This is a genomic window from Pseudomonas persica, assembly GCF_900291015.1.
GTDB lineage: Bacteria > Pseudomonadota > Gammaproteobacteria > Pseudomonadales > Pseudomonadaceae > Aquipseudomonas.
The window spans coordinates 304544-328408 of the sequence record NZ_OLKL01000051.1; the positions used below are offsets into that span (position 1 = coordinate 304544).

Sequence of the window (23865 nt, forward strand, 5' to 3'; positions counted from 1 at the left end):
GTGCATCCTGTGGGAGCGGCTTTAGCCGCGAAGAATCCAACGCGGTGCATGGCACCGGCTGCGCCGGTGTTCGCGGCTAAAGCCGCTCCCACAGGGGCCCTGCTAATTCAGTTCTATGAGAGCGGGTTCACCCGCTCCCACAGGGTCCGCCATGGGCTTGTGAATGCCTGCGTGGTCCTACAGGTCGAAATCGCCCGCCGCTTCCGGCTGGTATTCCACTTCCAGCAACTTCAGCTTGAGGGTCTTGCCCCCCGGTGCCGGCCAGTCGATCTGCTCGCCCACCGACAGCCCCAGCAAAGCGCAACCAATCGGCGCCAGGATCGAGACCTTGCCTTCCGGCCCGGCATCCTTCGGGTACACCAGGGTCAGGTGGTAGTCCTTGCCGCTGGCTTCCTCACGGCAGTGCACGCGCGAGTTCATGGTCACCACGCCAGCCGGAACTTCCTCGTGACCGACAACCTGCTCGGCGCGGTCCAGCTCGCCCATCAGGGCGAGCACACCCGGCGTACTCTCGTCGAGGCTGTCGATCAGACGCTCCAGACGTTGTACGTCCAATCGGGTGAGGATGAGGGAAGGCTTGGTGCTCATGATCCAGTCAGACTCCTTTGAACAGGCGGTTTTCGTCGTGCAGATAAAGCAAAACCCCGCCCAAGGGCGGGGTTTGTGAAGGCTATGGCGTCACCGACGCAGACCCCGACGTTACCACAGCCGGGTAAATACTCAAGCCCCTGCGATCAGTGTGCCTTAGCCTGGTCGCGCAGGGCCTGGGCCTCGCGGCAAATCTGCCGGCGCCGTTCGTCATCGGCCGAACGCCATTCGCGAATGTGCTCGACATGCCGGTGGCAACCCGTGCAGACCCGCTGTTCGTCCAGCCGGCAAACGCTGATGCACGGCGACGGCACGGCGGGGCTGACATTGCTGTAGAGCGGTTTGGGCGGACGAGCCTGGGTGCTGCTCATGTCAGATCTCGTCGAAGTCCAGCTTCTCGCCGGCCCGCTCCCAGACGATGCGCTCGAGCATTTCGCCCAGCAGCTCCTCGCTCTTCTCGCACACCCACTTGCCGCTCTCTTCGTCGTAGTCGAAGTGGAAACCGCCGGAACGGTCGGCCAGCCACAGCTGGCGCAGCGGCTCCTGGCGGCTGAAGATCAGCGTGCTGCCATTGTCGAACTTGATGGTCAGGACGCCAGCGGAGTTCTCCATGTCCAGGTCCAGGCCGCTCTCGTCGAACAGGTCTTCCAGGGCCTGTTGGGTCGCGTCGACCAGATCATGGAAACGCGCTTCACTCAAACTCATTGCAGGAACCTCGAAATTGGCTGCGTTACAGGCAAGCCCGGCAAGATACGGCCGCTTGCCGCCGAATGCAAAGGTTTAGCCGTTACCTTCCCTGGCATGAACTTGAAGCCAGCGCAGTACCTGTGGGAGCGGGAAAGGCCCCTTGCAGGCGCTAAGAATAGCCCGCCCGGCGGGCCGGCCCTTGCATAGGCAAGCCGTCGGTCGCTCGGTATACTCGGGCGAAATACTGCATATTTCTAAGGATTTCACCCATGAAGCGCCTGATTTCCTCCCTCGCGGCGCTGGTCGCTGTTGCCTGCCTCGTTTCGGCCTGCGGCCAGAAAGGCCCGCTGTACCTGCCTGAAGACGGCAAGGACGGCAAGGCCAGCCACAAGTCGCACCAGTACCAGCCCAAAGCCAAGCCGGCCCCGACGCAGGAACAGCAGCCCGAGCTGCAGTCCGAGCCCGAGCAGTCGCCAGCGCAGTAAGGAAACCAGATGAACGCTTTCAACTACCGCGACGGTGAGCTGTTCGCGGAAGGCGTGGGCCTGTCGGCCATCGCCGAACGCTACGGCACCCCGACCTACGTATATTCACGCGCCCACATCGAGGCCCAGTACCGTAGCTACGCCGACGCCCTGCAAGGCACCGAGCACCTGGTGTGCTTCGCGGTCAAGGCCAACTCCAACCTCGGCGTGCTGAACGTGCTGGCGCGCCTGGGCGCAGGCTTCGACATCGTCTCCGGCGGTGAGCTGGAGCGCGTGCTGGCCGCTGGCGGCCGTGCCGACCGCGTGGTGTTCTCCGGCGTCGGCAAAACCCGCGACGACATGCGCCGTGCCCTGGAAGTCGGCGTGCACTGCTTCAACGTCGAATCCACCGACGAGCTGGAGCGCCTGCAGGTGGTGGCCGCCGAGATGGGCAAGGTTGCCCCGGTCTCGCTGCGGGTCAACCCGGACGTCGACGCCGGCACCCACCCGTACATCTCCACGGGCCTTAAAGAAAACAAGTTCGGCATCGCCATCGCCGACGCCGAGGCCATCTACGTGCGCGCCGCGCAGTTGCCGAACCTGGAAGTGGTCGGTGTCGACTGCCACATTGGTTCGCAGCTGACCACCGTCGAGCCTTTCCTCGATGCCCTCGACCGCCTGCTGGTACTGGTCGACCGCCTGGCAGAGTGCGGCATCCACCTGCGCCACCTGGACCTGGGTGGCGGTGTCGGCGTGCGTTACCGCGATGAGGAGCCGCCGCTGGTGGCCGACTACATCAAGGCCATCCGCGAGCGCCTCGGCGACCGCGACCTGGCCCTGGTGTTCGAGCCGGGCCGCTACATCGTGGCCAACGCCGGCGTCCTGCTGACCCGCGTGGAATACCTCAAGCACACCGAACACAAGGACTTCGCCATCATCGATGCGGCGATGAACGACCTGATCCGCCCGGCCCTGTACCAGGCCTGGATGGGTGTCAGCGCGGTCAAGCCTCGCACAGGCGAAGGCCGTGCCTACGACCTGGTCGGGCCGATCTGCGAGACTGGCGACTTCCTCGGCAAGGACCGCGTGCTGAACCTGGCCGAAGGTGACCTGCTGGCCGTACAGTCCGCTGGCGCCTATGGTTTTGTCATGAGCTCCAACTACAACACCCGTGGCCGTTGCGCTGAAATCCTGGTCGACGGCGACCAGGCCTTCGAAGTACGCCGCCGCGAGACCATCGCCGAATTGTACGCTGGCGAAAGCCTGCTGCCGGAGTAAGCCCATGCTGCTGCGTTTTACCAAGATGCATGGGCTGGGCAACGACTTCATGGTCCTCGACCTGGTCAGCCAGCACGCGCACATCCAGCCCAAGCACGCCAAGCAATGGGGTGACCGCCACACCGGCATCGGCTTCGACCAGTTGCTGATCGTCGAGGCGCCGAACAACCCGGAAGTGGACTTCCGCTACCGCATCTTCAACGCCGACGGCTCCGAGGTCGAGCAGTGCGGCAACGGTGCGCGCTGCTTCGCCCGCTTCGTGCTGGACAAGCGCCTGACCGCGAAAAAGCGCATCCGCGTGGAAACCAAGAGCGGCATCATCGAACTGGACGTGCAGAACGACGGCCAGATCAGTGTCGACATGGGGCCACCGCGCTTCATCCCTGCCGAAATCCCCTTCGTCGCCGACGCGCAGGCGCTGAACTACCCACTGGAAGTCGACGGCCAGGTGCATTCGATTGCCGCCGTGTCCATGGGTAATCCGCATGCCGTGCTGCGTGTCGACGACGTGCGTAGCGCCCCCGTGCACCAGCTGGGCCCGAAGATCGAGAACCACCCACGCTTCCCGCAGCGGGTGAATGCCGGCTTCCTCCAGGTCATCGACCGCCACCGCGCCAACCTGCGCGTGTGGGAACGCGGTGCGGGCGAAACCCAGGCCTGTGGCACCGGCGCCTGCGCCGCCGCCGTGGCGGCGATCAGCCAGGGCTGGATGGACTCCCCGGTATCCCTCGACCTGCCCGGTGGCCGCCTGCACATCGAATGGGCCGGCCCCGGCAAGCCCGTGCTGATGACCGGCCCGGCCGTACGCGTCTACGAAGGACAGGTTCGTCTCTAAGCGAGTAACCGCCATGACCGATCAGCCCCAGGTTGTACCCCCGCAGTCCGCCGAGCTCGATGCCGAAGCGGTGGTCGCCTACCTGCGCGCCCACCCCACCTTCTTCGCCGAGCATGACGAGCTGCTGCTCGAACAGCGCATCCCCCACCAGCGTGGCGACAGCGTGTCGCTGGTGGAGCGCCAGCTCAAGCTGCTGCGCGATCGCAACATCGAGATGCGCCACCGCCTTTCGCAACTGATGGACGTGGCCCGCGACAACGATCGGCTGTTCGACAAGACCCGCCGGCTGATCCTCGACCTGCTCGACGCCGGCAGCCTGGAAGAAGTGGTGATGGCGGTCGAAGACAGCCTGCGCCAGGAATTCCAGGTGCCCTTCGTCAGCCTGATCCTGTTCGGCGAAAACGTCGCGCCGGTCGGGCGCTGGGTGAGCAACGCCGAAGCCCAGCAGGCCATCGGTGCCCTGCTGGGCGGCGGCAAGACGGTCAGCGGCAACCTGCGCGAACACGAGCTGGCCTTCCTGTTCGGTGAGGAACAGCGCCGGGAAGTGGGCTCGAGCGCCGTGGCTGCCCTGGAATACCAGGGCCTGCACGGGGTGCTGGCGATCGGCAGCCGCGACCCGCAACACTACAAGAGCAGCGTCGGCACCCTGTTCCTCGGCTACATCGCCGAAGTACTTGGCCGCGTTGTGCCCCGCGTTACCCAGACCCTGCGCCCGGTACGCTGATGGAACGCCAACTGGAGGCTTATTGCGCACACCTGCGCAACGAGCGCCAGGTGTCCGAGCACACCCTGCTGGGCTACCGTCGCGACCTCGACAAGGTCGTCGCCTACTGCAAGGAACACGGCATTGCCGGTTGGCAGGCGCTGCAGATCCAGCAGCTGCGCCAGCTGATCGCTCGCCAGCATCACCATGGCCAGTCCTCGCGCAGCCTGGCGCGGCTGTTGTCGGCGGTGCGTGGCCTGTACCGCTACCTCAACCGTGAAGGCCTGTGCCAGCACGACCCGGCCAGCGGCCTGAGCGCGCCCAAGGGCGAACGCCGGCTGCCCAAGGTGCTGGACACCGACCGCGCCCTGCAACTGCTTGATGGCGGTGTCGACGATGATTTTATCGCCAGACGCGACCAGGCCATCCTCGAACTGTTCTACTCGTCAGGCCTGCGCCTGTCCGAGCTGACCAACCTCGACCTCGATCACCTTGACCTCGCCGCCGGCCTGGTGCAGGTGCTGGGCAAAGGCGGCAAGGCCCGTGTGCTGCCGGTTGGCCGCAAGGCCCGCGAGGCCTTGCAGGCCTGGTACCGCCTGCGCGGCATCGGCAACCCGCGCGACCGCGCGGTGTTCATCACCCGCCAGGGCAACCGCATCAGCCCACGGGCCGTTCAGCAACGGGTGAAGGCGGCCGGTGAGCGCGAGCTGGGCCAGCACCTGCACCCGCACATGCTTCGCCATTCCTTCGCCAGCCATGTGCTGGAATCGTCCCAGGACCTGCGCGCGGTGCAGGAGATGCTCGGCCATGCCGACATCGGCACCACGCAGATCTACACCCACCTGGACTTCCAGCACCTGGCCGCGGTGTACGACAGCGCCCACCCTCGGGCCAAACGCAGCAAAGGCACAGAATCATGAGCATCAAGCTGATTACCTTCGACCTCGACGACACCCTGTGGGATACCGCGCCGGTGATTGCCAGCGCGGAAGTCGTGCTGCGCGACTGGCTCGAAGCCAACGCCCCGATCCTTGGCGGCGTGCCGGTGGAACACCTGTTCGCCATCCGCGAACGCCTGGTGCAGGCCGAGCCCGGCCTGAAGCACCGCATCAGTGCGCTGCGCCGACGGGTGCTGTTTCACGCCCTGGAAGAAGTCGGCTACAGCGAAAAGCATGCGCAGGAGCTGGCCAACGAAGGTTTCGAAATATTCCTGCATGCCCGCCACCAGGTGGAGATTTTCCCGGAGGTGCAGCCGGTGCTGGAGATCCTGCGCCACCACTACACCCTGGGCGTGGTCACCAACGGCAATGCCGACGTGAGCCGGCTGGGGCTGGCAGACTACTTCCGTTTTGCCCTGTGTGCCGAGGACCTCGGCATCGGCAAGCCGGACCCGGCGCCGTTCCTGGAAGCCCTGCGCCGCGGCGAAGTGGAGGCCAGCGCGGCGGTGCACATCGGTGACCACCCGGGCGATGACATCGCCGGCGCCCAGCGTGCCGGGCTGCGGGCGGTGTGGTTCAACCCGCAGGGCAAGGCCTGGGTAGGCGAACAGGCGCCGGATGCCGAGATCCAGCGCCTGTCGCAGTTGCCCGACATCCTCACGCGCTGGCGCTGACAGGGGCCGCTTCGCGGCTCATTCGCGGGTAAACCCGCTCCCACAAGTTCACCACTGCCCTCAGGTCCTGCGCCGTCCCTGTGGGAGCGGGTTTACCCGCGAATAGGCCGGTACAGGCGACACAAAACCGACACAAAAAAGCCCGCAGCGACGGCGGGCTTTTTTTTCGATCAGCCACTCAGATAGGGCGGCTGCCGTACTTGTTGTCCGGCTTCTTGGGCGGGTCGGCGACCACGTTGGCCTCGACTTCCTGAACCTTGCCACCGCGAGCGAGGAACTCTTCCATGGCCTTGGCCAGGGCGTCACGCTCCTTCTGCTTGGTTTCCATGCTCGGCATCTCGTCTACCGAGACCGCCGCCTTGGATTTGCCCTTGGCAACGGGTGCCGGACTGCTGTCGTCATCACCAGCGTCTTCGGCAACGTCATCAGCTGCCGCTTCGAGGCCTTCATCGCCCTCGTCTTCGTCACCTACTTCGAGGTCATCATTTTCCAGATCGTCGTCGCTCATGTTCTACCTCATGACTTGCGAAAAGCAGGTTAGTTATAGACCAGTGCAGCCGTAGACCGGCAGCCACCAGTGAAAATTCAACTGGCCGTGGGTTAGGCCACTGCCCATGGGTCGGCGCTCCTGATGGGAGGCGGCACCCGGCAGGCCCTGCTCCTGGCACGACCTGACAAATCCTTTAGCCCCTGCTGGCCACACGCTATTGGCAAGCCTAGCAAAGGCTGGCGAAGCGTGTGGACTACTCGTCAAACACCCTTCGGCGCGCATTCTAGCGCGCCAGCAGAAAAAGCAAAGCACCATGAATGCTCTGCGTTTTGTAAGTTTTCTGCCTACGTCGCGAACGTGACGGATAAACCGTTTGCCGTGCGGGAAATGCTAAAAATCTGGCAAAAAAAATGCCCGGCAAGCCGGGCAAGTTTTTACCGCGCCGCAGTTACAGGTTGTAGCCGCGCTCGTTGTGCTGAGCCAGGTCGAGGCCGACCGACTCTTCTTCTTCGCTGACCCGCAGGCCCATCACCACATCCAGCACCTTGAGGATCACATAGGTGACGACGGCGGTGTAGACCACGGTGAAGATCACGCCCTTGGCCTGGATCCAGACCTGCATGCCGATGTCGGTGACGGCACCGAAGCCGCCCAGCGCCGGGGCTGCGAATACGCCGGTGAGGATGGCGCCGACGATACCGCCGATGCCGTGCACGCCGAAGGCATCCAGCGAGTCGTCATAGCCCAGCTTGCGCTTGAGGCTGGTGGCGCAGAAGTAGCAGATCACACCCGAGGCCAGGCCGATCACCAGGGCGCCCATCGGGCCTACGGTACCGGCAGCCGGGGTGATGGCGACCAGGCCGGCGACCACACCCGAGGCGATGCCCAGGGCGCTCGGTTTGCCGTGGCCGATCCACTCGGCGAACATCCAGCTCAGGGCCGCTGCGGCAGTGGCGATCTGAGTCACCAGCATAGCCATGCCGGCAGTGCCGTTGGCGGCGGCGGCGGAGCCTGCGTTGAAGCCGAACCAGCCGATCCACAGCATGGCCGCGCCCATCAGGGTGTAGCCCAGGTTGTGCGGGGCCATCGGGGTGGTCGGGTAGCCCTTGCGCTTGCCCAGCACCAGGCAGCAGACCAGGCCCGCGACACCGGCGTTGATGTGCACCACGGTGCCGCCAGCGAAGTCCAGCACGCCCCAGTCCCACATCAGCGCACCGTCACCGCTCCAGACCATGTGCGCGATCGGCGCGTAGACCAGGGTGAACCAGATGCCCATGAATACCAGCATCGCGGAGAACTTCATGCGCTCGGCGAAGGCACCGACGATCAGCGCCGGGGTGATGATGGCGAAGGTCATCTGGAAGGTGATGAATACCGCTTCAGGGAACAGCGCAGCAGCCGAGGTCAGGTTCGAGGGCGTGACGCCGCTGAGGAACGCCTTGGAGAAGCCACCGACGAAGGAATTGAAGTTGAGCACGCCCTTTTCCATACCGGTGGTATCGAAGGCCATGCTGTAGCCGTAGACGACCCAGAGAATGCTCATCAGGCCAGTGATTGCAAAGCACTGCATCATCACCGACAGCACGTTCTTGGAACGCACCATACCGCCATAGAACAGGGCCAGGCCCGGAACGGTCATGAACAGCACCAGCGCCGTTGCAGTCAGCATCCAGGCGGTGTCGCCGGAGTTCAGCGCTGGGGCAGCTTCCTCGGCCAGGGCAAGCCCGGGCATTACGAGGGACAATAGGGCTCCTAGCCCTGCGATCTTACGCAGAGTCATGTTGTTTTCTCCTGGGGCGTTGGGTTTGGTGAGGCTTTGTTGCTGCTTAGATCGCGTCGGTATCGGTTTCGCCGGTACGGATACGGATCGCCTGCTCCAGATTCACCACGAAAATCTTGCCGTCACCGATCTTGCCGGTGTTGGCTGCCTTGGTGATGGCTTCGATTACCCGATCAAGGTCCTTGTCATCGATGGCGACATCGATCTTCACCTTGGGCAGGAAATCGACCACGTATTCAGCACCGCGATACAGCTCGGTGTGGCCCTTCTGCCGACCGAAGCCTTTGACTTCGGTGACGGTAATGCCCTGCACGCCGATTTCCGACAGCGACTCGCGCACGTCGTCCAGCTTGAACGGCTTGATGATGGCTGTGACTAGCTTCATGAAACTCTCTCCCGATTTGGTGGACTTGCCCCAGGAAAACAAACCCGTCTCAAGTCTAAGCGCAGCGGTTGGCTTTGTAACGCGTCGTCGGCATCCGGCTCCGCGTGCGCACTGCCTGGTCACAAGGAACTGCATCAGTGCATGGCTCATACGGGTCACTGCAGAAACCTTGCCAGTTCCGCCAACGCTCGGGAAAACAGTGAGTTATGTGAATCCGTCGGGATTGGCCAGTCGCCAGCATGGAAAACATGCACAAATTCGGTGCGCCATGACCTGGCACACTGCTCGAAAAATGTGCAAATGCCAGCTCCTGATCTGGCTGTACCGGCGATGAGGCCAGTACAGGCAACACCCAAAAGGCCGGGGTCGCCCGTGCTACACTGCCGGCCATTTCTCAGTATCCGTGGACAGCCGAATCATGCTCGCGCCCAAAGCCCTTCTCGATGCCCTGAGCGACCAGGCCTCGCGCCTGTTCAGCAGTGATACCGCCCAGCCCCGCGCCGAACTGGAAAGCCAGTTCAAGGTGCTGATGCAAGGTGCCTTCAGCAAGCTGGACCTGGTCAGCCGCGAAGAATTCGACAGCCAGATGGTCGTACTGGCGCGCACCCGTGCACGCCTCGAGGCCCTGGAGACACAAGTAGCCGAGCTGGAAGCCCGGCTGAACCCGACCCCACAGGACGAATGAATGCAACCCTCTAGCGCATACCCGGTACTGTTGTTTTCCTACGGCACCTTGCAGGACAAGGCCGTGCAACTGGCCAACTTCGGCCGCGAACTGGGCGGCCAGGCCGACTGCATGCCGGGCTACCGCCAGGACTGGGTCGAGATCACCGACCCGGCCGTGCTGGCGGCCAGCGGCAAGTCCCATCACCCCATCGTTAGCCCCAGCAGCCAGGCCGACGACAGCGTGGCCGGCATGGTCTTCCAGATCAGCGAAGAAGAGCTGGCGGCGGCGGACCGCTATGAAGTCGCCGACTACAAGCGCGTGGCCGTCACCCTCGCTTCGGGCCTGACCGCCTGGGTCTATGTACGCGCCTGAGTCTCTCGGGTGTGCAACAGGCACGAACCGAACGGGGTGAGAATGCAGGGGAATCCCTGCCTGAAAAATCACGACGCACACTTCTTGGGCCGCTCCGGGCCGTGCTCGCTATGCTTGCAAAGCCGCAGGAAGCGGCCCTTATCAGCGACAACGGAGCGTCCATGTCCCTAGCCCTCGTCCACAGCCGCGCCCAGGTGGGCGTGCAGGCACCGGCAGTCAGCGTCGAAACCCACCTGGCCAACGGCCTGCCCCACCTCACCCTGGTCGGCCTGCCGGAAACCACGGTCAAGGAAAGCAAGGACCGGGTACGCAGCGCCATCGTCAACTCCGGGCTGAACTACCCGCAGCGGCGCATCACCCAGAACCTCGCCCCCGCCGACCTGCCCAAGGATGGCGGGCGCTATGACCTGGCCATTGCCCTGGGCATCCTCGCCGCCGATGGCCAGGTGCCAACGGCCACCCTGGCCGCGTTCGAATGCCTGGGCGAACTGGCGCTGTCTGGCAAGTTGCGCCCGGTGCAGGGCGTGTTGCCCGCGGCACTGGCGGCACGCGAAGCAGGCCGGGCGCTGGTGGTGCCACGGGAGAACGCCGAGGAAGCCAGCCTGGCAGGCGGGCTGGTGGTGTATGCAGTGGGGCACCTGCTGGAGCTGGTCGCCCACCTGAACGGCCAGGTGCCGTTGCCACCGTATGCCGCCAACGGCCTGATCCTGCAGCACCGCCCGTACCCGGACCTGAGCGAGGTCCAGGGCCAACTGGCGGCCAAACGCGCACTGTTGCTAGCTGCGGCCGGGGCACATAACCTGCTGTTCACCGGGCCTCCCGGTACCGGCAAGACCTTGCTCGCCAGCCGCCTGCCCGGGCTACTGCCACCACTGGACGAGCACGAGGCGCTGGAAGTGGCGGCGATCCAGTCAGTCAGCGGCCATACGCCACTGAGCAGTTGGCCGCAGCGGCCTTTTCGCCATCCGCACCACTCCGCCTCCGGCCCGGCACTGGTCGGCGGCAGCAGCCGGCCGCAACCAGGCGAAATCACCCTCGCCCACCATGGCGTGCTGTTTCTGGATGAACTGCCGGAATTCGAGCGGCGTGTGCTGGAAGTGTTGCGCGAGCCGCTGGAGTCGGGCGAGATCGTGATTGCCCGGGCCCGCGACAAGGTGCGTTTCCCCGCACGTTTCCAACTGGTGGCAGCAATGAACCCCTGCCCTTGCGGCTACCTGGGCGACCCCACTGGCCGCTGCCGCTGCAGCACCGAGCAGATCGCGCGGTATCGCAACAAGCTGTCCGGGCCGTTGCTTGACCGTATCGACCTGCACCTGACCGTGGCCCGCGAGAGCACCACGCTGAACAACCAGCCCTGCGGCGAAACCAGTGCCGATGTCGCGGCCAAGGTGGCCGGGGCACGTGAAGTGCAACAGCGCCGGCAAGGGTGTGCGAATGCCTTTCTCGACCTTGCGGGGTTACGCCGCCATTGTGGGTTGGCGGCGGCGGACCAGGCCTGGCTGGAGGGGGCCTGTGAGCGGCTGACCCTGTCGTTACGCGCGGCACACCGGTTACTGAAGGTGGCGCGGACGCTGGCGGATCTGGAGGGTAGCCAGGCGATTGGCCGGGCGCATCTGGCCGAGGCCCTGCAGTACCGGCCAGGGAGCAGTTAGATTGCCGGGGCTGCTTTGCAGCCCATCCGGCAAGCCAGCCCTCATAGAACTGCACATCACTCATTGAATTAGCAGGGTTTCTGTGGGAGCGGCTTTAGCCGCGAACACCGGCGCAGCCGGTGCCATGCACCGCGTTGGATTCTTCGCGGCTAAAGCCGCACACAGGGTACGCGCACCGCTTGCGAACTCGGTTCTCTGCGCGACAGCGCAGCCCAAAGGGCTGGGTGATCTCCTACAGGACTTCTCCAAGTCAATGGGTCATGTGCAAAACATCACTGGCTGCCCGCCAAAGCCTCTTCCACCACCTTCAGCAGCACCTCTTCAGAAAATGGCTTGCCCAGGCACACCAGCGCGCCAAGCGCCATCGCCGCCCGCACCGCGCCTTCGTCCCAATGCGCCGACATGCAGATCACCGGCAAATGCCACCCCAGCCGGGCCAGTTCGCGCTGCACCGTCAGCCCGCTCGTCCCGGGCATCTTCAGGTCGAGCAGCACACACCCCGCCTGCCGCGCCAATGCCGAGGCCAGAAACAGGTCCCCCGCAGCAAACGACAAGGTCTCGAGCCCTGCCGAACGCAGCAGGTTGGCCAGGCTTTTGCGCACCGACGCATCGTCGTCGACGATGCACACCGCTCTGCTCATGCGCCGCCCAGGTTCTCAGGCTGCACCCCGATGACGTTGTGCATGGCCACCAGCTCCAGCAGCGAGCGGGACTGCATCTTGTTCATGATGTTCTTCTTGTGCACCTTGGTCGTCACCTCGCTGGTGCCGATCTGCTTGGCGATCTGCTTGTGCGACAGGCCACCGACCACCAACGAGAACACCTGGCGCTCGCGCTGGGTCAGGCGCTGGTACTTTTCCTCGACCTGCCGCGCATGGCGCCACTTGCGCCCTTCGGCCACGGCACGCGTGCGCACCGCCTGCAGCAGTGTCAGCAACTGGTCTTCGTCGAACGGCTTGGTCAGGAACTCGACTGCCCCGGCACGCATGGCCTGGACGGTCATCGGAATGGTACCGAAGCCGGTCATGAACACGATCGGCCAGGGCAGCGCCAGCCGGCGCAGCGCGTCCTGCACCTCCAGGCCGCTGGTATCGGGCAGGTGCATGTCCAGCAACAGGCAGGCATAGGGGCTTTCCAGGCGGGCCTCGAACAGCGCCTCGGCACTGGCGAACAAATGATGCGGGATGTCCTGGGAACGCAGCAGGCGAGCCAACGCCGTGCGTACCGACGGGTCGTCATCCACCACCAGCACCGGCACGCTCAAGCGCTCATCGAGCGGCTCGACCGTGTCGGCCACGGCGCACGGCGGCAACTGGCCCAGCACCTTGCCAGGTACCTCGAGGCTGATTTCGGCAGCCAGGCGGTAGCCCCGACGTGGCACGGTCTGGATCAGGCCGCGGTCGCCAAAGGCCTTGCGCAGCAAGGACACCTGCACCTGCAGGTTGTTGTCCTCGACCACCGTGCCGGCCCACACCTGGCTGAACAGCTCGTCCTTGCCGACCACCCGGCCCTTGGCCTTGATCAGCGTGGCCAACACCTCGAAGGCACGCCCGCCCAACAGGATCGGCTTGCCGTCAACAAAGGCTTCGCGCCGCTCCAGCGACACCTGGGCATTACCGATCCGGATCATGGCTTCCTCGCGCGGGCACGGGCGTTTTCGCAGCCCCGCCAGCCTAGGCCTGCGTACGCATTCAGACAATTATCCCGAGGGATAGGTTGGCCTGATGACTATACAAAAGCCCGCCAGCCCCCAGGGGACGATAACGGACAACAGCGTGTCCGTTCCTGCCAAGCAGGCTGCAGCCCGCGTTCGTACTGGGCCCGCTGCGTATACTCACGCGTCAGGATGTCGCTAGCAGGGGTGCTTTATGCTCGATGAACGCCTCGCCCACAGGCCCATCGATTACGACCAGTCGATCGACGAGGGCTGGCTGAACCGGTGCGATATCAGCGCGCTGGGCCAGGAAGGCGAGCTCAGTTACTTCCGCCTGCGCGACCCTGCCACCCACCAGGCCTGGATCGCCGTGCGCGCCCCGCGCGAAGCCCCCGCCGCCTGCCAGCGCCTGGAGCGTGACTACCGCCTGCAACTGGACCCGCAGTGGGCGGTGATCCCCTCGGCGTTCGTGCGTTCGGCCGAAGGCCCGCTGCTGGTATACCCGGCCAACCGCTGCATCGCCGACCTGATCGCTGAAGGCCCGACGGCCCTGGCGCCGTTTCTCGAGATCGCGGTGAGCGCGGCCACGGCCCTGGCCCAGGCCCATGAACGCAACGTGCTGCACGGCGCACTGCAGCCCGAGCATGTGTGCCTGCACGCCAACCAGCAGGTGCGGCTGAGCTGCTTTCGCGCCGAACCGTCGGCGCTGATCAACGAACAGGGCACCCCGCTCGGCAACTGGGCGTACCTGGCGCCGGAACAGGTCTGCCCGCACGGCAGCAGCAGCGACCGACGCAGCGACATCTATGCCCTGGGCGCGATCCTCTACCAGCTACTGCTGGGCGAACTGCCGCTGGCCGGGCGCGACACCCGGCACTGGCGCCAGCTGCACGCCGGTGTGCAGCCGCGAGCGGCCTGCGAAGTGGACAGCAATGTGCCGCAACCCCTCAGCCGGATCCTGGCCAAGGCCTTGGCCAAAGAGCCGGACGCCCGCTACCAGAGTGCCCGCGCCCTGGCGGTGGACCTGGCCCACTGCCAGCGGCAATGGGCTGCCAGCAAGACGATGGAGGCCTTCGAACCAGGCTGTGCCGACCCGGCCACGCCCAGCCGCGCACGCCTGTATGGCCGCTGCGCCGAACAGAAAGCCATCGCCCTGCTGCTCAAGGCCCTGCGCCGCGACAGCAAGCCACACGTCCTGTTCATCAACGGTGCCGCCGGCATGGGCAAATCGAGCCTGGTCGAGGTAGCACTCAAGGCCAACGCCCAGGGTTACTGGGCCATCGGCCAGTGCAACGGCGTTGCCCAGGCCGTGCCCTACGCGCCCTGGGTCGAAATTCTCGGCGCGCTGACCACCCAGTTGCTGGCCAAGAACAGCCAGGACCTCGACTCCCTGCGCCGCGAAATCCTGCGCCGCATCAAAGGCCACGGCCAGCTGCTCGGCAAGCTGGCGCCGGACCTGCAACTGATCCTTGGCCCCCTGCCCGAGTTGCCGGCCAAGCCCACGCGCCTGGCGCTGCAGAAGGAGCTGCGGGCGATCGTCGAATTCCTGCAGGTGTTCAGCCGCCCCGGCCAGCCGCTGGTGCTGTTCTTCGATGACCTGCAGTGGGCCGACGAAGCCAGCCAGCAGCTGTTGACGCAACTGCTGGCTGACGCGCCCGGCAACCTGTTGCTGATCTTCGCCCGGCGCACTGATGTACCAGCCCGCAGTGCGCCCCTTGCCCTACCCGCAGCGGTGCGCAGCACCATGCTGAACCTGCGGCCCCTGAGCGTGGGCGCGGTGACCGAGTTGATCGGCGAGCGCTACCACGTCGGCCCCGAGGACGCATTGCAGGTGGCCGAGCTGGTGCACGGCAAGACGGCGGGTAACCCGTTCTTTATCAACCAGATCCTCCGGGCCATGGTCGAGGACCAGCTGTTCACCTTCGACACCCAGGCCATGCGCTGGTCATGGTGCCTGCAGGCCGTGGCCCGCCATCGCTATTCCGACAATGTCGCCGACCTGATGATCCACCGCCTGGCGCGCCTGCCAGCGGCGCAGCGCGACCTGCTGCGGGTGGCCAGCGCGGCGGGCAGCCGCTGCAATGAACGCCTGCTTCACCAGGTCCTCGCCCAAGTGCCCGACGAACCGTTGAACGCCTTGATTGGCGCGGGCTTCCTGCAAGCGGGCCAGAACGGCCTGGGCTTCGCCCATGAGCGGGTGATGGAGGCCGCATACGCTCTCACGCCCGCACGCGAGCGTGCCCCGCTGCATGCACGTATTGCCCTGGCCATGCGTCACGCCTGGCAAGACGACTTGCACGAGGTGCTGTTCGAGCTTGCCAGCCAGTTGCAACGCGCCAGCCCATGCGGGTTTGCAGCGGATGACTGTGAAGTGTTCCTGCAGCTTTTACGCGAAGCAGCGGCACGCGCACGCGACGGCGGTGCTTTCGAGCAGACCGCTGGCTACCTGCACACCGCCGAGCAGTTGCTGCACCACGGCGCCACCCTGGAAAGCCGCGCCACGCATGGTTTTGCCATCGCCTGCATGGCGACGGAGTGCGACATGCAACTGTCGCGAATGATCGCGGCCGAGGCCCGCATCACTGAATGCCGCCAGCGCGCACGCTCGGCACTGGACCAGGCGCGGGTGTGCCGGCTGCAGGCACTGCTGCACACCTTGCGCGGCGACTATCAGGCGGCCATCAACAGCGCCATATCCGGCCTGGACTTGCTGGGTGCAAGCCCGGTGCGGGGCGTCGACTGGCAACAGGTCGAGGCCAGTCATGCCCATGTACAGGCGCTGGTCGAACAGAAAGGCCGGCACTGCCTGGAGTCGCTGCCGCGCACCGATTCAGAGGAAGTGACGGTTGCCATAAGCCTGTTGGCGACCCTGTCGTCATCGTTTTTCGTAAAGGACGACATCTGCTTCCTGCACCTGGCCAAACTCATGGAGCTGTCGTTGCTGCACGGCGTTGCCCCAGGCAGCGCCTACGGCATGGCCTGGTACGGGGTGATGATTGCCGAGCGCTTCGGCGCCTACCATGACGGCCATGCCTGTTGCCTGGCCGCGCTCAAGCTGATCGAGCGGCACGGTTTCGAGGCTGACCTGACCAGCGCGCTGCTGGCCCTGGACCAGGTCAGCGCCTGGACCTCGCCCATGGAGTTCGCCCGTCGCACCGCGCTGGATGCAGTCGACTCGGCGCGCCTGAGCGGCGATCTGGCGATGAGCTGCTATGCCTGCAACCACCTGGTTTCCGACTCGCTGTTCATGGGCCGCCACCTGCCGGACGTGGCCGAGGAAGTGGCGCAAGGCCTGGCCACCGTGCGGCGCTACGGCTACCGCGATGTCGAGCAGATCCTGCTGGCCCAGCAAGCGTTCGTCGCCAACTTGAGCGGCACGCCCTGCCCGGCCTCGGCCGCAGCCTCGAAATCGCCCACCACACGGTTCTTCCAGCACCTGCTAGCCGGAATGTGCGACTTCTACCTGGGCAATATCCCACAGGCCATGCGCAACTTGGCACTGGCCGGCGACAACACCTGGGCGGCGCCGGCGCACATCAACCTGGCCGACTATCACCTGTTCCGCGGCTTGGCCCTGGGCAGCCCCGAAGCCGCCGGCAGCCTTGCCGACAAGCTGCGCGAGCTGCAGGCCCTGCGCGAGCGCTTCGACCGCTGGGCCGGCTTCAACCCGGCCACTTTCCGCAACAAGCTGTTGCTGATCGAAGGCGTGATCGCCAGGCTCGAAGGTGACGGCCTGGCCGCCATCCGCTGTTTCGACCAGGCGCAGATCGCCGCCACCGCCGCCGGTCTCATCCACGAGCAGGCCCTGGCCCACGAACAGCTGGCCGAGGTGTGCATCCCCAGCGGCCTGATCTCCGGCGCCAACCTGCACCTGCGTATCGCCCGCGACTGTTTCCATATCTGGGGCGCGACCGGCAAGGTGCACCAGCTGGAGGCTTTGCACCCGTTCCTGCGCACCCAGCCGATCCAGGAAACCTGCCGCGCCAGCCACCAGGCCAAGCTCGACCTGGAAGCCGGCATCGAGGCCGCACGGGCGCTGTCCGAGGAAGTGCTGCTCGAAGGCCTGATCGAAACCCTGATGGGCCACCTGACCCAGCACTCCGGCGCCGACCATGGCGCGCTGCTGATCGTCAGCGGTGCCGAGTTCCAGATGGCGGCACTCGCCCACATCGACGACACCGGGCTGCACGTGAGCATGGACGACTGCCAGAAGTTCATGACCCAGGCGCCGCTATCGATCATCAACGCCACCATGCGCACCAAGAAGCCGCTGGTGCTCAGCGATGCCCAGAGCGATTGCCCCGAGGCCTTCCGCCAGCAGCTGCAGGCGCGCAATGCCCGTTCGGTGCTGTGCCTGCCGCTGGTGATCCAGGGCGTGCTGATCGGCCTGGTGTACCTGGAGAACCGCCTGGTGCCGAACCTGTTCGGCAGCCAGCGCCTGGCCATGCTGGAAATCCTCGCCTCGCAGGCGGCGGTGTCGCTGCAGACCGCCAAGTTCTACACCCGCCTGGCCGAAGACAACCAGGCCCGCGCCCAGATGGAGGCCGAGTTGCGCCGCTCCCGCGCGGAGTTGGCGCGCACCGCGCAACTGCAGATGATGAACGAGCTGTCGGCGTCCATCGCCCACGAGATCAGCCAGCCGCTCCTGGGCATCGCTTCCAACGCCGCTGCCAGCCTGCGCTGGCTGAAGCGCGCCAAGCCCGACCTGGAAGAGGCGATTGCAGGCCTGCAAGACATCCGCAACGACAGTGAACGGGCCGCCAACATCGTGCGTGCGCTGCGCTCGCTGGCCAGGCAGTCGCCGATGCAACTCCAGGTGGTGAAGCTGGACGAACTGATCCGCGAAGTGGTGCGCCTGACCTCGGCCGATGCCGCCAAGGGCATGGTGGACGTGCAGACGCGGTTGCAGGCGGGGGTGAGCGTGATGGCCGACCCGGTGCAGTTGCAGCAGTTGGTGTTCAACCTGATTACCAATGGTCTGGAGGCGCTGGCCGGGTATCGCAGCGATGGGGTACTGCAGCTTGCGTTGGCGGTGGTCGGGGATGGGGTGGAGGTCTGCGTGGACGACAACGGGCCGGGCATAGCTGCGGATGAGCGCGAACGGGTATTCGATGCGTTTCATACCACCAAGACCGGCGGCATGGGAATGGGTTTGGCGATCTGCAGCTCGGTGGTGCAGGCCCATGGTGGGCAGTTGCAGGCATTGGTGTCGGAGCTGGGTGGGTGCCGGATTCGCTTCACTTTGCCGGTGAATCCTTCTTAGCCTGTACCGGCCCTTTCGCGGGTGAACCCGCTCCCACAGGAACTACACAGAATTCAAGAGCTGTGATGTACCTGTGGGAGCGGGTTCACCCGCGAAGGGGCCAGTACAGGTTTACATCAACGGCCACTCAAGGCCGCATAGCTGTTCATCAGGTTGCGGTAGTTGGGAATGCGCTGCGACAGCAGGTTACCCAGCCCTTCGATGTCGTTGCGCCAGTCGCGGTGCAGCTCACAGGCTACCGAGAACCAGTTCATCATCTGTGCACCCGCCTGGGTCATGCGCACCCAGGCCGCCTGCTGCACGGTTTCGTTGAAGGTGCCCGAAGCATCGGTCACCACGAACACTTCAAAACCTTCTGCCAGCGCCGACAAGGTCGGGAACGCCACGCACACGTCAGTCACCACGCCAGCGATGATCAGTTGCTTGCGGCCGGTGGCCTTGATCGCCTTGACGAAGTCTTCGTTGTCCCAGGCGTTGATCTGGCCAGGGCGGGCAATATACGGCGCATCCGGGAACATCTCTTTCAGCTCAGGCACCAGCGGGCCGTTCGGGCCTTGCTCGAAGCTGGTGGTGAGGATGGTCGGCAAGCCGAAGAACTTGGCCAGGTCGCCCAGGGCCAGCACGTTGTTCTTGAACTCGTTGGGCGAGAAGTCCTGCACCAGCGAAATCAGGCCGGTCTGGTGGTCGACCAGCAGCACCACGGCGTCGTCTTTGTTCAGGCGCTTGTAATCGGGTTGGCTCATCGGGGTGACTCCTTGGGTTGGGAAAACGGGCCGGCACTGTCCACAAGGGGATATACCGGCGGATAGGTTCGGCTTAAGGATGGGCCTGCGCCTGGCGCCAGGCCTTGGGTGGCTGGCCGACCATACGGCTGAAGGCGCGGGTGAAATGGGCCTGGTCGCAGAAGCCGCATTCCAGGCTCACATGGGTGATCGGCGCCTCGGTGGCGAGCAGGCGCTTGGCCTTTTCCATGCGTGCCAGCAGGCGCCAGGCCTGGGGCGAGAGGCCGGTGTTGACCTTGAACGCGCGAGAGAAATGGCTGCGGGTGAGGTTGCATAGCCCGGCGATCTCGATGATCGACAACGGGCTGTACAACATCAGTTCCTTGGCCCGGCGCAACCGCGCAGGCGTCAGGGCACCGGGGGTTTGCAGCGGCGCTTGGGGCGTCCCAGGGTACATGGCGACTCTCCTGTTCAATGCAGAAAGTCTCGCCCCCGGCGCATGACAAAGTCCTGAGCCAAACCTGAATTGTTGTTAATTGCGCACTGCTGGCCCTGGCGGTTTTGCCGATACCTTAAGATGCGTTTCGTATTCAGCTTCAGGCCGCTAGTGGCGGCCGGCATTCAAGGCAAAAGAGCCATGCAGGAAACACCCGCCCACCGCACCGTGGCCATGGTGCTGTTCAATGATGTGTTGTTGCTGGATGTCACCGGCCCCATGGATGCGTTTGCCATCGCCAACCGGTTCTTGCCTGCAGAGCGGCAATACCGGTTGCTGACCCTGGCCGAGGGGCAAGCGGCGGTGCGCGGCTCATGCGGGCTGAAAGTGATAGCCGACCTGCGTCTGGAGGACTTGCCGGAGGCCGTCGACCTGTTGCTGGTGCCAGGCGGCCCGGGGGCCTATGACATCGCCCTGCCAGGCATCGAGCGCTGGCTGCCCCAGGCCGTGCGCCGGGCCAAACGCTTCGGCGCCATCTGCACCGGGGTGTTCCTGCTGGGCCGGGCCGGGCTGCTGGACGGCTACCGCTGCACCACCCACTGGAACTACGTGGAGCGCCTGGCACAGGCATTCCCCGAGGCCAAGGTCGAGACCGAGCAGATCTACGTGATTGACCGCTGCCTGATTACCTCGGGCGGCATCACCGCTGGCATAGACCTGGCGCTGGCGGTGGTGGCCGAAGACCACGGCAAGGCGCTGGCCCTGGAAGTGGCCAAGGTGCTGCTGGTCGCCCGCCATCGCCAGGGTGGGCAAACACCTTACGGGCCACTGCTGGCGGCTATACCGCGGGACGATTCGCCGATTGCCCGGGTGCAGGCGTATATCGTCGACCATATCGAGCAGGCGTTTACCGTGCAGAAGATGGCCGACCTGGTGGCCATGAGCGGGCGCAACTTTGCCCGGACGTTTCTGCGCGAGGTGGGGATCACGCCATTGCAGTACCTGCAGAATGCGCGGATCGACCGGGCGCGCAAGCTGCTCGAGTGCGGCGACCTGCCGTTGAAGGTAGTGGCGGCGCAATGCGGGTTTGGCAGTGACCGGCATATGCGCAAGGTGTTCTGCGAGCGGATTGGCATGACGCCGGCGCAGTATCGGGCGCAGTTTGGTGGCAGTTGATCAGGCCGTCTTCCTGTTCCGGCCTCTTCGCGGGTAAACCCGCTCCCACAGGTACGGCTGCGCCTTTCCGGCCGGTGTAATCCCTGTGGGAGCGGGTCTACCCGCGAAGAGGCCAGTACAGACTGTCACCTGATTCAGGACAATGTGTCTTCCTCACAGCAGATTGTCTGGCCCCCCCACATTCCCCAGAATTGTCCGCCCACCTGATCTAACGCTGCCCCGGCAGCTCATGGAGTACGAGCCAATGCCACACGAAGGCAGCCTTCTGCAAACCGCGGTGATCTTCCTCCTCGCCGCTGTCCTCGCCGTCCCCTTGGCCAAGCGCCTGCAACTGGGGGCCGTGCTCGGCTACCTGCTGGCCGGGGTGATCATCGGCCCGCAGGCGCTGGGCCTGATCCGCGACACCGAAAGTGTGGCGCACATTTCCGAGCTGGGCGTGGTCCTGCTGCTGTTCATCATCGGCCTGGAACTGTCGCCCAAACGCCTATGGCTGATGCGCAAGTCCGTGTTCGGCGTCGGCACCGCCCAGGTGCTGCTGACCGGCGCGCTGATCGGCGCCATCGCCCTGTTCGGCTTCAGCCAGACGCTACCGGCGGCCATCGTGCTCGGCCTGGGCCTGGCGCTGTCGTCCACGGCCCTTGGCCTGCAGAGCCTGGCCGAGAGCAAGCAGCTCAACGCCCCGCATGGTCGCCTGGCCTTCGCCATCCTGCTGTTCCAGGACATCGCCGCCATCCCGCTGATCGCCTTGGTCCCGCTGCTGGCCGCCAGTGGCCCGGACACCAGCCAGGGCGACAGCCTGGAGCATGGCCTGAAGGTGTTCGCCAGCATCGCCGTAGTGATCATCGGCGGCCGCTACCTGCTGCGCCCGGTGTTCCGCACCGTGGCCCGCACCGGCCTGCCGGAAGTGTCCACTGCCACTGCGCTGCTGGTTGTGATCGGCACTGCCTGGCTGATGGAAGAAGCCGGTATTTCCATGGCCCTGGGTGCCTTCCTCGCCGGCTTGCTGCTGGCCGATTCGGAATACCGCCACGAGCTGGAATCGCAGATCGAACCGTTCAAGGGCCTGCTGCTGGGGCTGTTCTTCATCAGCGTCGGCATGGGCGCCAACCTGCGCCTGCTGCTGGAAATGCCGCTGGTGGTGCTGGGCCTGACCCTGCTGCTGGTGGCGGTGAAGCTGGTACTGCTGATCGGCGTCGGGCGCCTGGCCGGTGGCCTGAACAGCGCCAGCGCCCTGCGCCTGGGCATGGTGCTGGCTGCCGGTGGCGAGTTTGCCTTCGTGGTGTTCAAGCTGGGCAAGGACCAGGGCCTGTTCGACACCCAGACCTACGACCTGCTGCTGATGACCATCACCCTGTCGATGGCCATTACCCCGCTACTGATGATTGGCTGCGCCCGCGCCCTCAAGCGCCCGCAACCGGCGCGTGAAGTGCCGGAGCAGTACAAGCAGATCCAGACTGACACGCCACGGGTGGTGATCGTCGGCATGGGCCGCATGGGCCAGATCGTCGCGCGCATCCTGCGGGCACAGAAGATTCCGTTCATTGCCCTGGAAACCTCGGTCGACACCATCGAGATGACCCGTATGTTCGAACAGGTGCCGGTGTTCTACGGCGACCCGCTGCGCCCGGAGGTACTGCATGCAGCCAAGGTGGGCGAGGCGGAGTATTTCATCATCACCATCGATGACCCGGAAGCAGCCATTCGCACCACAGAACGGGTGAAGCGCCTGTACCCGCACCTGAAAGTGCTGGCCCGCGCGCGTAACCGCCAGCATGTGCACAAGTTGGCGGATGTCGGCGCCGAGCCGATTCGCGAGACGTTCTACTCCAGCCTGGAGATGACCCGCCGCGCATTGGTGGGGTTGGGGTTGAGCGACGCGCAGGCGGCGGACCGGATAGCGCGGTTTACCCAGCATGACGAAGAGGTGCTGGTGGCCCAAGGGCAGGTGCGTGATGACCGGGCCAAGGTGATGCAGACGGCCAAGGAGGCGCGGGCGGAGTTGGAGCGGTTGTTTGATTCGGATGCGGATTGAGTAATCAGGCGAACACTAAGCGCTCTATCTGAGGATGCTCACGGTGGGCAGCCTGCCAAAGATCGTAAGCTGCCTGTTCGGCAAGGTACTGCCGGGCAGGCCCCAGCCCCGCCAGCTCAAGGCGATAGGCAAGATCGGCAGAAATGGCGGCGCGCCCATTGAGCACAGTGGATAACTGCCCCCGCGAATAGCCAAGGTGGCGAGCTAACTCAGAGACATTCATGCCAATTGCAGGCAACACATCTTCTCGCAAGGACTCCCCAGGGTGGGGAGGATCGAACATGGGCATGACTGAGCCTCCTAGTGGTAGTCCAGATAGTCAACAAGCTCCACATCGGTACCCACGAAGCGGAACACCAGCCGCCAGTTACCTGAAACATTCACTGCCCAAAAGCTGTCCAGCTTTCCATGCAGAGGATGAAGGCGGTTACCGGGGCGGTTCATGTCTGTTGGGGTCTGAGCGACTTCGAGGGAAGCAAGCAAACGCCGCAAGCGATTGACATGATCCGCACGCACTCCAGACGAGTCACGCTGTTGATGGAGCAGCCTCAGGCCCTTGTGCCTGAAACTTATGATCATTGACGACTGAGTGTAAGGTCATACCTTACACTTTTCAAGCTAGTACTGGGACGGAACATAGGGGCACTCCTGAAGGATTTCCGGGTTGCCCAGTTTGCGCTTGGCCTTCCTGCTTGGCGCCGTCATGCCATCCGTTTTCAATGTAAGAAGTTTCCTAAAGAAGGGATATGGCCGGGGCCGAATTGAGGCCTTTGAGTGCATGCCTTGAGGGTTGCAGCGCCCACAAGACCGAGCGCCGCCCGGGCGGCGCTCGATCTCATAGGCGCCCAAAACCTATCACCAGGCACCTGGAGGTCATCATGCAATCTTCTGACGATCACCTCGCCGCCATTACGCGAACACAAAAAACCATCACAAAATCATTCGATTCTCAGCCAGGTCCTACTTCCCCGCGAACCATTTCCTACGTTTACGCCAATCCCGAGGATTTATCCTACGCCTCGTGTCGACGCCCGTCTGATTGTCCGGGGAAGGCCTGCTCTCTAGGCTG

General features: G+C 64.7%; 24 protein-coding genes. 12 read left to right on the plus strand and 12 right to left on the minus strand.

Features of this window, described 5'->3' with window-relative positions; all coding sequences use genetic code 11:
- Window positions 1-177 precede the first annotated feature (177 nt).
- From rnk to cyaY, 3 genes are all read right to left on the minus strand, one after another.
- Complete coding sequence (gene rnk / locus FQ664_RS25245) at window positions 178-588, minus strand: nucleoside diphosphate kinase regulator (RefSeq protein WP_087500868.1); 411 nt, start codon at window positions 586-588, stop codon at window positions 178-180.
- 146 nt (window positions 589-734) lie between these two features.
- Entirely contained in the window at window positions 735-959 is a 225-nt protein-coding gene (locus FQ664_RS25250) for a DUF1289 domain-containing protein (protein WP_013974742.1), read from the minus strand.
- Window position 960: 1 nt separating this feature from the next.
- Window positions 961-1293, minus strand: coding sequence for an iron donor protein CyaY (gene cyaY, locus FQ664_RS25255; RefSeq protein ID WP_004375540.1), 333 nt, complete (start codon window positions 1291-1293; stop codon window positions 961-963).
- Window positions 1294-1544: 251 nt separating this feature from the next.
- Between cyaY and lptM the strand changes: the two genes are divergently transcribed.
- The 6 genes from lptM to FQ664_RS25285 are packed head-to-tail and all read left to right on the plus strand — an operon-like array spanning window position 1545 to window position 6167.
- The gene (lptM, locus tag FQ664_RS25260) at window positions 1545-1760 is read left to right on the plus strand and encodes an LPS translocon maturation chaperone LptM (protein WP_004375542.1); all 216 of its coding nucleotides are present in this window, start codon (window positions 1545-1547) and stop codon (window positions 1758-1760) included.
- Window positions 1761-1769: 9 nt separating this feature from the next.
- Window positions 1770-3017 carry a diaminopimelate decarboxylase gene (gene lysA / locus FQ664_RS25265; protein ID WP_144175698.1) on the plus strand — a complete coding sequence of 416 codons (1248 nt, stop codon included), beginning with the start codon at window positions 1770-1772 and terminating at the stop codon, window positions 3015-3017.
- Window positions 3018-3021: 4 nt separating this feature from the next.
- The gene (gene dapF / locus FQ664_RS25270) at window positions 3022-3852 is read left to right on the plus strand and encodes a diaminopimelate epimerase (RefSeq protein ID WP_144175699.1); all 831 of its coding nucleotides are present in this window, start codon (window positions 3022-3024) and stop codon (window positions 3850-3852) included.
- 13 nt (window positions 3853-3865) lie between these two features.
- Window positions 3866-4576: a DUF484 family protein gene (locus FQ664_RS25275; RefSeq protein ID WP_144175705.1), complete on the plus strand. Its 711-nt coding sequence runs from the start codon at window positions 3866-3868 to the stop codon at window positions 4574-4576.
- Window positions 4576-5475 carry a tyrosine recombinase XerC gene (gene xerC, locus FQ664_RS25280; RefSeq protein ID WP_144175707.1) on the plus strand — a complete coding sequence of 300 codons (900 nt, stop codon included), beginning with the start codon at window positions 4576-4578 and terminating at the stop codon, window positions 5473-5475. The genes FQ664_RS25275 and xerC overlap by 1 nt, the downstream gene beginning before the upstream one ends.
- Window positions 5472-6167, plus strand: a complete 696-nt coding sequence (locus FQ664_RS25285; protein WP_144175709.1) for an HAD family hydrolase — start codon at window positions 5472-5474, stop codon at window positions 6165-6167. The genes xerC and FQ664_RS25285 overlap by 4 nt, the downstream gene beginning before the upstream one ends.
- 178 nt (window positions 6168-6345) lie before the next feature.
- On the opposite strand, the gene sutA is transcribed toward FQ664_RS25285, so the two are convergent.
- The 3 genes from sutA to glnK form a co-directional block, all read right to left on the minus strand.
- A complete protein-coding gene (gene sutA / locus FQ664_RS25290) occupies window positions 6346-6675 on the minus strand; it encodes a transcriptional regulator SutA (protein ID WP_144175710.1) in 330 nt (109 codons plus the stop codon).
- Window positions 6676-7105: 430 nt separating this feature from the next.
- Entirely contained in the window at window positions 7106-8437 is a 1332-nt protein-coding gene (locus FQ664_RS25295) for an ammonium transporter (protein WP_144175711.1), read from the minus strand.
- Window positions 8438-8483: 46 nt separating this feature from the next.
- Window positions 8484-8822, minus strand: coding sequence for a P-II family nitrogen regulator (gene glnK, locus FQ664_RS25300; RefSeq protein WP_002555808.1), 339 nt, complete (start codon window positions 8820-8822; stop codon window positions 8484-8486).
- Between the two features lie 418 nt (window positions 8823-9240).
- Here glnK and FQ664_RS25305 point away from each other — a divergent pair, with 418 nt between their 5' ends.
- From FQ664_RS25305 to FQ664_RS25315, 3 genes are all read left to right on the plus strand, one after another.
- Window positions 9241-9507, plus strand: coding sequence for an accessory factor UbiK family protein (locus FQ664_RS25305; RefSeq protein WP_144175712.1), 267 nt, complete (start codon window positions 9241-9243; stop codon window positions 9505-9507).
- A complete protein-coding gene (locus FQ664_RS25310; RefSeq protein ID WP_144175713.1) occupies window positions 9508-9861 on the plus strand; it encodes a gamma-glutamylcyclotransferase family protein in 354 nt (117 codons plus the stop codon).
- Window positions 9862-10022: 161 nt separating this feature from the next.
- Window positions 10023-11513 carry a YifB family Mg chelatase-like AAA ATPase gene (locus tag FQ664_RS25315; protein WP_144175714.1) on the plus strand — a complete coding sequence of 497 codons (1491 nt, stop codon included), beginning with the start codon at window positions 10023-10025 and terminating at the stop codon, window positions 11511-11513.
- Between the two features lie 272 nt (window positions 11514-11785).
- Here FQ664_RS25315 and FQ664_RS25320 read toward each other — a convergent pair whose 3' ends face one another.
- Window positions 11786-12154, minus strand: a complete 369-nt coding sequence (locus tag FQ664_RS25320) for a response regulator transcription factor (RefSeq protein WP_178091052.1) — start codon at window positions 12152-12154, stop codon at window positions 11786-11788.
- A complete protein-coding gene (locus tag FQ664_RS25325; protein WP_144175715.1) occupies window positions 12151-13143 on the minus strand; it encodes a response regulator in 993 nt (330 codons plus the stop codon). The genes FQ664_RS25320 and FQ664_RS25325 overlap by 4 nt, the downstream gene beginning before the upstream one ends.
- A 238-nt stretch (window positions 13144-13381) precedes the next feature.
- Here FQ664_RS25325 and FQ664_RS25330 point away from each other — a divergent pair, with 238 nt between their 5' ends.
- The gene (locus FQ664_RS25330; protein WP_144175717.1) at window positions 13382-18430 is read left to right on the plus strand and encodes a trifunctional serine/threonine-protein kinase/ATP-binding protein/sensor histidine kinase; all 5049 of its coding nucleotides are present in this window, start codon (window positions 13382-13384) and stop codon (window positions 18428-18430) included.
- Between the two features lie 116 nt (window positions 18431-18546).
- Here FQ664_RS25330 and ycaC read toward each other — a convergent pair whose 3' ends face one another.
- Window positions 18547-19173: an isochorismate family cysteine hydrolase YcaC gene (gene ycaC, locus FQ664_RS25340; protein ID WP_144175718.1), complete on the minus strand. Its 627-nt coding sequence runs from the start codon at window positions 19171-19173 to the stop codon at window positions 18547-18549.
- A gap of 73 nt (window positions 19174-19246) precedes the next feature.
- A complete protein-coding gene (locus FQ664_RS25345; RefSeq protein ID WP_144175719.1) occupies window positions 19247-19609 on the minus strand; it encodes a helix-turn-helix domain-containing protein in 363 nt (120 codons plus the stop codon).
- A gap of 180 nt (window positions 19610-19789) precedes the next feature.
- On the opposite strand from FQ664_RS25345, the gene FQ664_RS25350 reads away from it, so the two are divergent.
- Together FQ664_RS25350 and FQ664_RS25355 are read left to right on the plus strand one after the other, a co-directional pair.
- On the plus strand, window positions 19790-20764 hold the full coding sequence (locus FQ664_RS25350) for a GlxA family transcriptional regulator (RefSeq protein WP_144175720.1): 975 nt from the start codon (window positions 19790-19792) through the stop codon (window positions 20762-20764).
- Between the two features lie 244 nt (window positions 20765-21008).
- Entirely contained in the window at window positions 21009-22796 is a 1788-nt protein-coding gene (locus FQ664_RS25355; RefSeq protein ID WP_144175721.1) for a monovalent cation:proton antiporter-2 (CPA2) family protein, read from the plus strand.
- 4 nt (window positions 22797-22800) lie between these two features.
- On the opposite strand, the gene FQ664_RS25360 is transcribed toward FQ664_RS25355, so the two are convergent.
- Both FQ664_RS25360 and FQ664_RS25365 read right to left on the minus strand, forming a co-directional pair.
- A complete protein-coding gene (locus tag FQ664_RS25360; protein ID WP_144175722.1) occupies window positions 22801-23085 on the minus strand; it encodes a HigA family addiction module antitoxin in 285 nt (94 codons plus the stop codon).
- Window positions 23086-23096: 11 nt separating this feature from the next.
- Window positions 23097-23375 carry a type II toxin-antitoxin system RelE/ParE family toxin gene (locus FQ664_RS25365; RefSeq protein WP_144175723.1) on the minus strand — a complete coding sequence of 93 codons (279 nt, stop codon included), beginning with the start codon at window positions 23373-23375 and terminating at the stop codon, window positions 23097-23099.
- Window positions 23376-23865: the final 490 nt, after the last annotated feature.

What these genes read in the sequence shown, in the direction of transcription:
- rnk (WP_087500868.1), bottom strand. Translation starts at nt 588, where the DNA reads ATGAGCACCAAGCCTTCCCTCATCCTCACCCGATTGGACGTACAACGT.
- FQ664_RS25250 (WP_013974742.1), bottom strand. Translation starts at nt 959, where the DNA reads ATGAGCAGCACCCAGGCTCGTCCGCCCAAACCGCTCTACAGCAATGTC.
- cyaY (WP_004375540.1), bottom strand. Translation starts at nt 1,293, where the DNA reads ATGAGTTTGAGTGAAGCGCGTTTCCATGATCTGGTCGACGCGACCCAA.
- lptM (WP_004375542.1), top strand. Translation starts at nt 1,545, where the DNA reads ATGAAGCGCCTGATTTCCTCCCTCGCGGCGCTGGTCGCTGTTGCCTGC.
- lysA (WP_144175698.1), top strand. Translation starts at nt 1,770, where the DNA reads ATGAACGCTTTCAACTACCGCGACGGTGAGCTGTTCGCGGAAGGCGTG.
- dapF (WP_144175699.1), top strand. Translation starts at nt 3,022, where the DNA reads ATGCTGCTGCGTTTTACCAAGATGCATGGGCTGGGCAACGACTTCATG.
- FQ664_RS25275 (WP_144175705.1), top strand. Translation starts at nt 3,866, where the DNA reads ATGACCGATCAGCCCCAGGTTGTACCCCCGCAGTCCGCCGAGCTCGAT.
- xerC (WP_144175707.1), top strand. Translation starts at nt 4,576, where the DNA reads ATGGAACGCCAACTGGAGGCTTATTGCGCACACCTGCGCAACGAGCGC.
- FQ664_RS25285 (WP_144175709.1), top strand. Translation starts at nt 5,472, where the DNA reads ATGAGCATCAAGCTGATTACCTTCGACCTCGACGACACCCTGTGGGAT.
- sutA (WP_144175710.1), bottom strand. Translation starts at nt 6,675, where the DNA reads ATGAGCGACGACGATCTGGAAAATGATGACCTCGAAGTAGGTGACGAA.
- FQ664_RS25295 (WP_144175711.1), bottom strand. Translation starts at nt 8,437, where the DNA reads ATGACTCTGCGTAAGATCGCAGGGCTAGGAGCCCTATTGTCCCTCGTA.
- glnK (WP_002555808.1), bottom strand. Translation starts at nt 8,822, where the DNA reads ATGAAGCTAGTCACAGCCATCATCAAGCCGTTCAAGCTGGACGACGTG.
- FQ664_RS25305 (WP_144175712.1), top strand. Translation starts at nt 9,241, where the DNA reads ATGCTCGCGCCCAAAGCCCTTCTCGATGCCCTGAGCGACCAGGCCTCG.
- FQ664_RS25310 (WP_144175713.1), top strand. Translation starts at nt 9,508, where the DNA reads ATGCAACCCTCTAGCGCATACCCGGTACTGTTGTTTTCCTACGGCACC.
- FQ664_RS25315 (WP_144175714.1), top strand. Translation starts at nt 10,023, where the DNA reads ATGTCCCTAGCCCTCGTCCACAGCCGCGCCCAGGTGGGCGTGCAGGCA.
- FQ664_RS25320 (WP_178091052.1), bottom strand. Translation starts at nt 12,154, where the DNA reads ATGAGCAGAGCGGTGTGCATCGTCGACGACGATGCGTCGGTGCGCAAA.
- FQ664_RS25325 (WP_144175715.1), bottom strand. Translation starts at nt 13,143, where the DNA reads ATGATCCGGATCGGTAATGCCCAGGTGTCGCTGGAGCGGCGCGAAGCC.
- FQ664_RS25330 (WP_144175717.1), top strand. Translation starts at nt 13,382, where the DNA reads ATGCTCGATGAACGCCTCGCCCACAGGCCCATCGATTACGACCAGTCG.
- ycaC (WP_144175718.1), bottom strand. Translation starts at nt 19,173, where the DNA reads ATGAGCCAACCCGATTACAAGCGCCTGAACAAAGACGACGCCGTGGTG.
- FQ664_RS25345 (WP_144175719.1), bottom strand. Translation starts at nt 19,609, where the DNA reads ATGTACCCTGGGACGCCCCAAGCGCCGCTGCAAACCCCCGGTGCCCTG.
- FQ664_RS25350 (WP_144175720.1), top strand. Translation starts at nt 19,790, where the DNA reads ATGCAGGAAACACCCGCCCACCGCACCGTGGCCATGGTGCTGTTCAAT.
- FQ664_RS25355 (WP_144175721.1), top strand. Translation starts at nt 21,009, where the DNA reads ATGCCACACGAAGGCAGCCTTCTGCAAACCGCGGTGATCTTCCTCCTC.
- FQ664_RS25360 (WP_144175722.1), bottom strand. Translation starts at nt 23,085, where the DNA reads ATGCCCATGTTCGATCCTCCCCACCCTGGGGAGTCCTTGCGAGAAGAT.
- FQ664_RS25365 (WP_144175723.1), bottom strand. Translation starts at nt 23,375, where the DNA reads ATGATCATAAGTTTCAGGCACAAGGGCCTGAGGCTGCTCCATCAACAG.